Origin of the sequence: Xenorhabdus santafensis, assembly GCF_033949405.1 — a bacterium.
GTDB lineage: Bacteria > Pseudomonadota > Gammaproteobacteria > Enterobacterales > Enterobacteriaceae > Xenorhabdus > Xenorhabdus santafensis.
The window spans coordinates 1-7963 of the sequence record NZ_VCDN01000039.1; the positions used below are offsets into that span (position 1 = coordinate 1).

The 7963-nt window shown below is 49.3% G+C and carries 3 protein-coding genes; 1 reads left to right on the forward strand and 2 read right to left on the reverse strand.

Features of this window, described 5'->3' with window-relative positions:
- Positions 1 to 131: 131 nt before the first annotated feature.
- Together FE392_RS10365 and FE392_RS10370 are read right to left on the reverse strand one after the other, a co-directional pair.
- Complete coding sequence (locus FE392_RS10365) at positions 132 to 1835, reverse strand: methyl-accepting chemotaxis protein (protein ID WP_319930151.1); 1704 nt, start codon at positions 1833 to 1835, stop codon at positions 132 to 134.
- Positions 1836 to 2077: 242 nt separating this feature from the next.
- Positions 2078 to 7402 (reverse strand): inverse autotransporter beta domain-containing protein, encoded by a 5325-nt coding sequence (locus FE392_RS10370; RefSeq protein WP_319930152.1) that lies wholly within the window; start codon positions 7400 to 7402, stop codon positions 2078 to 2080.
- Positions 7403 to 7699: 297 nt separating this feature from the next.
- Here FE392_RS10370 and FE392_RS10375 point away from each other — a divergent pair, with 297 nt between their 5' ends.
- Positions 7700 to 7843 (forward strand): hypothetical protein, encoded by a 144-nt coding sequence (locus FE392_RS10375; RefSeq protein ID WP_319930153.1) that lies wholly within the window; start codon positions 7700 to 7702, stop codon positions 7841 to 7843.
- The last annotated feature ends 120 nt before the right edge of the window (positions 7844 to 7963 follow it).

A 7963-nucleotide genomic window follows, 5' to 3' on the forward strand; every position in this document is an offset into this window, starting at 1 on the left:
GCCTCTTTGTTGGCTGCACTCATTCACCCCAGTCACCGTTTTGATAAACATACGGTTATCTATGCTCCTGGGGTTCATTCCCTTGCCGCCGCGATGCAACTTGAAATCCATTGCGTATAGCTATTATTTTTTTAGAATGTTTCCCAATTGGATGGGTCTTCCACATCACTGCTTTTTTTCAGTGCGGGAGAATTCGTTTTATTAGCTGGAGGATTTGACGTCTTCTTGGTCAAGAAAACTTCATGTTTTCTTCTTTCAGGCTGTATCCTTTCTGCCTGCTCCGGTAACTGAAACAACGCAACGGCTTTGGTCAATATCTTGGCCTGCTCTTCCAATGCCGCAGCCGCAGCCGCAGATTGTTCAACCAAAGATGCGTTTTGTTGGGTAACTCTATCCATCTCGGAAATCGCTACACCAACCTGAGTAATTCCTCGGCTCTGCTCATCCGAAGCCGATGCAATTTCGCCCATGATATCCGTCACGCGAGTCACTGAGTCGACGATTTTGTTCATCGTTTCGCCCGCACTTTCTACCTGTATAGAACCGGTATCTGTACGATTTACAGAATCTTCAATCAGTGCTTTGATCTCTTTAGCTGCTTCAGCACTGCGTTGTGCCAGATTGCGAACCTCACCCGCCACAACGGCAAAACCACGTCCGTGCTCACCCGCACGGGCTGCTTCTACCGCCGCATTAAGTGCAAGGATATTGGTCTGGAACGCAATGGCATCAATCACGCCAGTGATATCAGAGATTTTGCGAGAACTGTCAGCGATGTCATGCATAGTCTGAACAACATTAGCCACCACTTTACCTCCCTGACGGGCGATATCAGAGGCATTATCAGCCAAGTTGCTGGCTTGGCGGGCGTTGTCAGCATTTTGTTTTACTGTCGCGGTCAGCTCTTCCATGCTGGCCGCAGTTTCTTCCAGTGAAGCCACTTGCTGTTCAGTACGTGAAGAGAGGTCGTTGTTGCCGGCAGCAATTTCGCTGGTGCCGGTATAGATGGTTTCGGTGCTTTGATGGACGCTTCTGACCGTGTTGATCAGTTCTTCCTGCATGTGTCTCAAACCGACAGCCAGCATGCCCATTTCATTGTTAGAAGAAATGTGAATGGTCTGAGTCAAATCACCTTTAGAGAAGGCCTTGATACTATCCAACAAATGATTTAATGGTTCAATTAACGCCTTACGCAACCCGATCCAGCTTATTGTAATTACCCCAATCAACAGCACAAATATAGTGATCAGACTGATGATAACATTACGATAAGCGACATCAGCAGCATCCGAAACGTCACCATAAAGTTTGTCATTGGTGTTCAGATAGGATATGTATTCCGCATCAAATGCATTTTGCAAAACGGTGGTTGGCTGGTCAAAAAAGCCCTTGAAATCGCCCTTTGAAAGCATGCTATCCAAATCTTTCAAGGCATTAAGGTAGTCACGCTGAGTTTGCTTCAATTGCTGGAGACGCTCTAAATCATGGAGTGCCAGTGCCGGCAACTTTTCAAATTGATCAAAACGGCGATCCGCACGAGTAATATTGGCTCTGGCCTCTACCCAGATATCGTCCATATCCTGATCGTTCTCAACTTTCTGAGCCCTCGAGATCATGACGATAGCAATGCGGTTCAGGTTATTACGGGCCTGCAGCATATTAATCCAGCTTTCGTCCAGTAATTTTTGCCGCTCGCGAATTTGATCCATCATATCAAAGGCTTCTGTATCCTTCTTCAAGTTACTGAAAAACAAGCCCCCGGAGATAAATTGCAAAGCACCAAATAGTACGATGACTGCAATAAGTCCCGTCACTATTTTCATTCGGTTAAACATGACTTCCCTTTTGTAATAGATTGCTATGCCAGTGTTATCGGCAGGCTTAAAGGGAACTTTATGCGTAATTATAAAAATTGATTTTTTACGGTGTTTTTTTGATCTGGGACAATTTTCATTTGGTGAACGGAGCTTGATAAAAAAAGTGCCGGATAAAAAAATCGGCACTTTTTCATTAATCTCCCTCTCCTCATAGAGAGGAATTTTATTAGCAGAAAGTGAATTAAATATACATTACCGTCTTAGTCATCATGAAGCCGACAAATGACTGAAAATGAAGCTCCCCCGTCTGGTTCATTATTGCCAGCACTTCCCCCATTCTTAGAGGGTATAGCCATTACTTCTCTATTATTATCTCCTCCGTTTTTATTCCACAGAGTAGTTGTCCATACAGTAAGGCCATCCCTGGTATCATTAGTAGGCCAACCGTAAACTGTATAAGGAGTTGTATCTGGATAAGCGTTACTTATAGCTATCACCTCATCTACGACAGGTAATTTCCAAAATTTCTTACTGCTATTACTGCTATTACTGCTATTACTGCTATTACTACAGTAATCTTCTACTTTATTCCATTTTCCAGTACCCCATTCTTCATTGTTTCTTTTTATGTTGGATCCAGCATTTAACTCAGTAGCTAACTGAGGTCGCGAGTATTTTTTACTACCAACTGTAATATAATCTTCCATATGCCCCCAATATTTGGCCTTAACCGTATTCGGGCTGGTAAGCACGGTAAAGATAACATCCTGTGATTTCGTTACTTGTTTATTTGCTCTTCCATCGACTGTTATCGACAATGTTGTGCGTGTCCCGATGCCATCAGGGTCAGTGACATTGATAACAAGATAACCGTTTTCATCCGTATAACCACTGTAAATACCGTCCTTACCTTCCAATTTTCCTTCTGACACAGCCAGTTTTACCGTCACTGTTTTTTCCTGTTCCTTTTGGCGGTTTATGGCAGACATTTTAAGGGTGACAGGGACACCACCAACAGGTTTTTCGTCATTGGTAGTCTTAATGGTGAGCGTGATCGGGATAGTGTCAGTTTTCTTAGCGATAACTGCGTCAGAACCATCCGCCTCCACTGCCGCTTTACTCGGGGTTATGCCGAAATCAGTAGCAATGCCTTTGATGCTGCCATTCGGATTTCCTCCAGTAACATTGCCCGCAAGTTTCTGCTCGTTTGTATCTGTTACCTCGGTTTTACCCACCATCATTTTTACTTTGCCTTTCACTGCACGTGGGCTACGTGGCACCATGGCAAGCTGGATAACATGGCCACTGTCTTCTTGTGTCAGTGTATAAGAAGGTACTGTTTTAGAATCTCTAATCTGCTCACCCTCGTTACTAACCCTTTTCTCTGGGGATTCTTTCCCTTCAGTATTATTGGCCGGATATTTAATACCCCAAAGGTAGGTGGATTGATCCACATCATCCTTATCGTGTTTGTTGAAAATATATGAGCCTTCCAGTACCTGCCCCATTTCCAGCGCCCCCTTAATCGTTAATTTCTCAATGCTAGGGCCTTTGTCTGGATTAATTACTGTGCCATTAACTCCTCCGGTGAGTGTGCCGTCACTCTGCCTCGTATTGATGGTCTTAGCGTCCCCGGTTTTATTCAAAATATTTTTGGGTATAATAGTGAACTCCAACAGTTTGCCATTATCGTCCTTGCTTAAGGTATAAGAGGGGATTGCACCACTAAGAATGGTTTTTCCATCCACATCGCCTTTGGCTCCCGGTTCATGGACATCTTCTTTGAGCCCATCCTTGCCGTCTATTGATTCAAAACGCTTCCAGAAATAATGGGAATTGTCTGTCACCTCTCCATTATTAGGGTTAAATACATATTCGGCGTGTAAAACTGCAAAGTCGTACAATTCGCCTGTTAACTTGAGGCCATCAATGGACGGGGCTGAGTTAGGATCAAGGATGGTGCCCGGCCTTCCGCCTTTAGGGGTGGTCTGGTTGATGCTGGCATCAGCCATACTGATATCCGCCGTTTTAATCCCACCTTCTTTTTGCTTACCATTAACGGGTTTAATGGTAATTGCGAGGGTTTTCCCTGCATCTTGATCGCCCAGCGCTCTTTCCAGCGTACGTGAAGCGGTGTCTTCTACCGGTTTAAAATTATCAGGATTGAGGGTGTCGCCCTTGTCATGCCAGACATACAGGGACTTGTCTGTCGCATCCCCACCGTTATCATTGAAGTCATAGGTCGCCGTCAGCGATTTATTAATTTCTAATTCGCCCGTCAGGACAATCTTGTCAATGCTCGGTTTGGCATTGGGATCAGCAACACCGCCGTTGCGATTGCCGCCGACAATCCCGTCGGGGTTTTGTGGGTCATACACGGCCACGCGGGTTTCCGGCTTTTTCGCCCGCAGGTTAATGCCATTGACTGCCAGTATGGAGACTTCCAATACCTTGTTGTAGTCACTTTCTTGGATCTGGTAGGTTATCGGTGTGCCCCCATTCACCTGACCTTCCCCGTTTTTCTGCATCAGCGTAGCCGGCTCTTTCGCGCCGGCGGCATCCGCCAGTTTCATCACCCGCTCAGCGGTCGTCCCTTTTGGCCCCCAAACATAGAACGAGCGATCGGTGGTATTGCTGCCATTACTGTCAAACTGATAGGTGGCCGTCAGGGTATTACCAATCGCTAATTCTCCACTCAGCATCAACTTGCTGATAGCAGGCGCTTGGTTTTTTTCAAATTCCAGCGTGACGGGTTTTGTCCTGCCCGTGCCTTCAATTGATGTGTCCACTGTCCAAGAGCCGGTTTGTTGACCCGCCCTGACCCCCACTTCATACACCCCGTTGCCGATTTCTTTCACGTCCGTGATCAGCGGCGCTTTACCGTCGCCTTGTAACTCCCCGCTGCCACTCACCTTAATACTGTCCTGGGCACCCGGGATAGGATTGCCTTCTGTATCTTCCAGGGTGATCCTCAGGGTTTTCTCCGAATTGCCATCCGCCGGCAGGGCAAAACTGCCATCCGCCGATTCAACTTTGGGGCTGTTCGGGTTTAATATCTCGGCCAGTGATTGACCAAACTTAAGGGTTACCGGTTCTCCTATCGATTGACCGAACACCTCCGCCTTTAATGTCCATTCGCCTTTTTTCTCCTCGGCGGTGACCGGCGCAACATATTTACCACTGCCCGGCGGGGTTTCTTTAAAATCGCCGTAGTGCGGCAGGTGACCTGTGCCATACAACCTCTGATTATCCTTTATCAGCGTGATCTCTTTTTCCAGGCCACTGAGCGGGTTGTTGTCCTTATCTCTCACGTCCACAACAAGCATCGTGGTATCTTGCCCATTCGGCAACACCGATTTTTCAGCAGTAAAGGTGGATTTACTCGGATCAATCAGATCCGCTTTGTTGGCCGCAAAGTGAATGATGGTCGGCGTTTCCAGCACAACATCGTCTACTTTGGTGGTAATGTTCCACTTGCCGATTTTATCGCCCGGCCCGACTTTCACCTTATATGTGCCGCTGCCTTCCGGCTCTTCCCACACTTTGCCGATGACCGGATTATTTTTTCCGCCCCCGGTCAGTTGATCGCCGTTATCCTCAAACGTAATGTTGTCCTTGGCATGCTTGATAGGATTGCCATCCTTGTCCTTCAGTACCAGCGTCATGATGGTGCTGTCTTTATTGTCAGCCGACAGGGCGTTTGTCGCCGGGATAAAGGCGGATCCTTTGGGGTCCACAATCGCCGCCAGTGACTGACTCACGGTCACCACGGCCGATTCCATCACTGTGCCGTCCGCCTCTGGCGTAATTTTCAGGATGCCTTTGGTGTCTTGGGCGGTGATCTTCCCCTTGTAGACCCCACTGCCGGCCGGATCTTCTTGGATGGCAGTCACGGTCGGGTTGGCGCCCTGTCCATACAGCCCACTCCGGTCTTCCACCAGCTTGATCTGGTCGGCAACGCCGGTGATCGGATTGTCATTCTTGTCCCTAAGTATCAGGTAAATATCCGTCGCGTCCCCTTTCTTATGCAACGTATCAGCGTCGGGCCTGAACTGGGTTTTTTCGGTATCAATCATGTCGGCCAAGGAACGATTGAAATCAATCACCGTCGGCGCCAATTCATGGCCGTCGACTTTGGGCGTGATGATCCACTTGTCCTGTTTCTCACCGGCCGTGGCCGTGACTTCATAGATACCGCTGCCTTCCGGGACTTCTTTGACCTCAGTGCCCAGCACCGGATCTTTACCGTCCCCCGTCAGCTTGGATTTATCTTCTGTCAGGACAATGCTGCCTGCCGCCCCGCTGACCGGTTTGCCGTCCGTGCCCACCAGTTTCAGGCGGATAACCGTCTGGGTTTTGCCATCGGCCACCATGGATTTATTGGCCGGGTCAAAACCGGAGCCGGCCGGGTCAATCGCCGATGCCGTCACCACAATTTGGGCTTCCACCCGCTCAGAAGCATTGCCCTGCGTGTCATAGGCCACACCGGACAGGCTGTAGGTGTTGTTTGCCTTATCCTTATACTGCGGCAGGATCAGCAGGTAATGGGTACCCCCGCTGACAGAGCCGGTGGCGGCCTTGTCCGCTGACACGGACGCGCCGGCGTTGATCAACTGACCGCCCCCCGCCAGTAAATTCGCCGTATCCCAGACAATCTCTTTCAGGCCCTTTTTGGCGCTGACCGTCACGTTTAACGGAATAATGGCCCCGCCACGCCCGCTAATCCGGGTTTCCATCATCAGGCGGATCAGGTTTTTCTTGCGGTATTCCAGCACGATCTGGTTATTACGGTCGATCAAATCATAGCGCCCGCCTTGCAGGGTACGGGTGAAGCCCACGGCACCCGGATCAACCTGTTTTGACCACGGCGTGCCAATTTGATAATTGAGGCCGAGATTAAACAGGGTTTCTCCGCCCCCGGACGCGCTTTGGCGGCGGTCAAGCCCCAGGGTGACCAGCGGAATGGGGGTGTAATTCACACCGAGGGTAAAGGCCGCCGGGTTTTTCTGCCGCCGATCTTCACTCAGCAAGCCGACTTCATGGCCGAAATACTGTTCGTAAATCAGTTTACCGCCCAACTGGGGATAGGTCGGCACATAGCCCTCCGCCCGCAAGTCAAAACCGTTGGCCGGGCGCTCTTCATAATCCGTCAGTTTCTTGCCATCCTTCCAGCCACTGCCGCGGAAATAACCGTTGGCGGCAAATTTCATAAAGTCACGGGCGTATTCCGCCCCGATACCGAAACGGGTATGGTCACGGGTAATATCGTGGTCGAGGAAGGCGTTATAGCCGAACATACCATCATCAAAGAAATGGCGCTGTCCCAGCCCGACGTTTGCCGTGGTGCGGCTGTCGATGTGGCGCAGGCCAAACTGCGTAAACGTCAGGTGCTTTGCCGTGTCATACAGGGGCAGCAGCATGTCGAACTCGCTGCCATCCAGCCGCCCGCGATCATCCATACTGGCCTTCACTTTGACGTTACCGTAACGTTGCAACCAATTTTGCACGGTTTGGTTCACTTCATTGACGGCCATGCCGCGCAATTGGCTTTTGGTGCTTTCCACCACATTGCCGCTTTTTATCATACTGGCCGCTTGAGAGGCGGTGCTCGCCAGCCAACGCTCGGTGCGATTATCTGTGGCAGGTGCGTCAGCCGCGGCGTTCAGACTGTCAGCCAGTAACGGCTCCGTTGTGGAATGCGGCACGTCAATTTCATCGCCGGCCCCCAGTTTCGCAAATGGCTTATGGAATTCCCGTTGCTGGTTGAGCCTTTTTAACTCTGTCACGGTCAAGCCATGACGCTTTGCCACCGTTTTGACGCTTTCGCCGGTCGTCAACTGGTAAGGACGGATCTGCCCTATCTGCCGATGGATTTCCTGGGCATGAAGTTCACTTTTGGAGATTGCTATGGCAGGCGTAAATGCTGCCGCGACGGGAAAGGCTACTTGGGCAAAGATATTCGCCCATGCTATCCATTTGAGGTAATGGTGCTGCTTTTCCGTCCACTGCCTATTTTGCTTCTTTAGCATGTTTATCTACCTTCAGAATCAACATTATCTTCACCAAAATTCATTGGATTTTGGTGCCATTGACTCATCCCGGAGTGTGTTGCTCCCCTCGTTTTAAGTTGACAATTAGTACCCAAC

Bases quoted from the DNA above. Each gene is read 5' to 3' on its own strand.
- FE392_RS10365 (WP_319930151.1), bottom strand. From the start codon at position 1,835: ATGTTTAACCGAATGAAAATAGTGACGGGACTTATTGCAGTCATCGTA.
- FE392_RS10370 (WP_319930152.1), bottom strand. From the start codon at position 7,402: ATGATAAAAAGCGGCAATGTGGTGGAAAGCACCAAAAGCCAATTGCGC.
- FE392_RS10375 (WP_319930153.1), top strand. From the start codon at position 7,700: ATGAAGTTCACTTTTGGAGATTGCTATGGCAGGCGTAAATGCTGCCGC.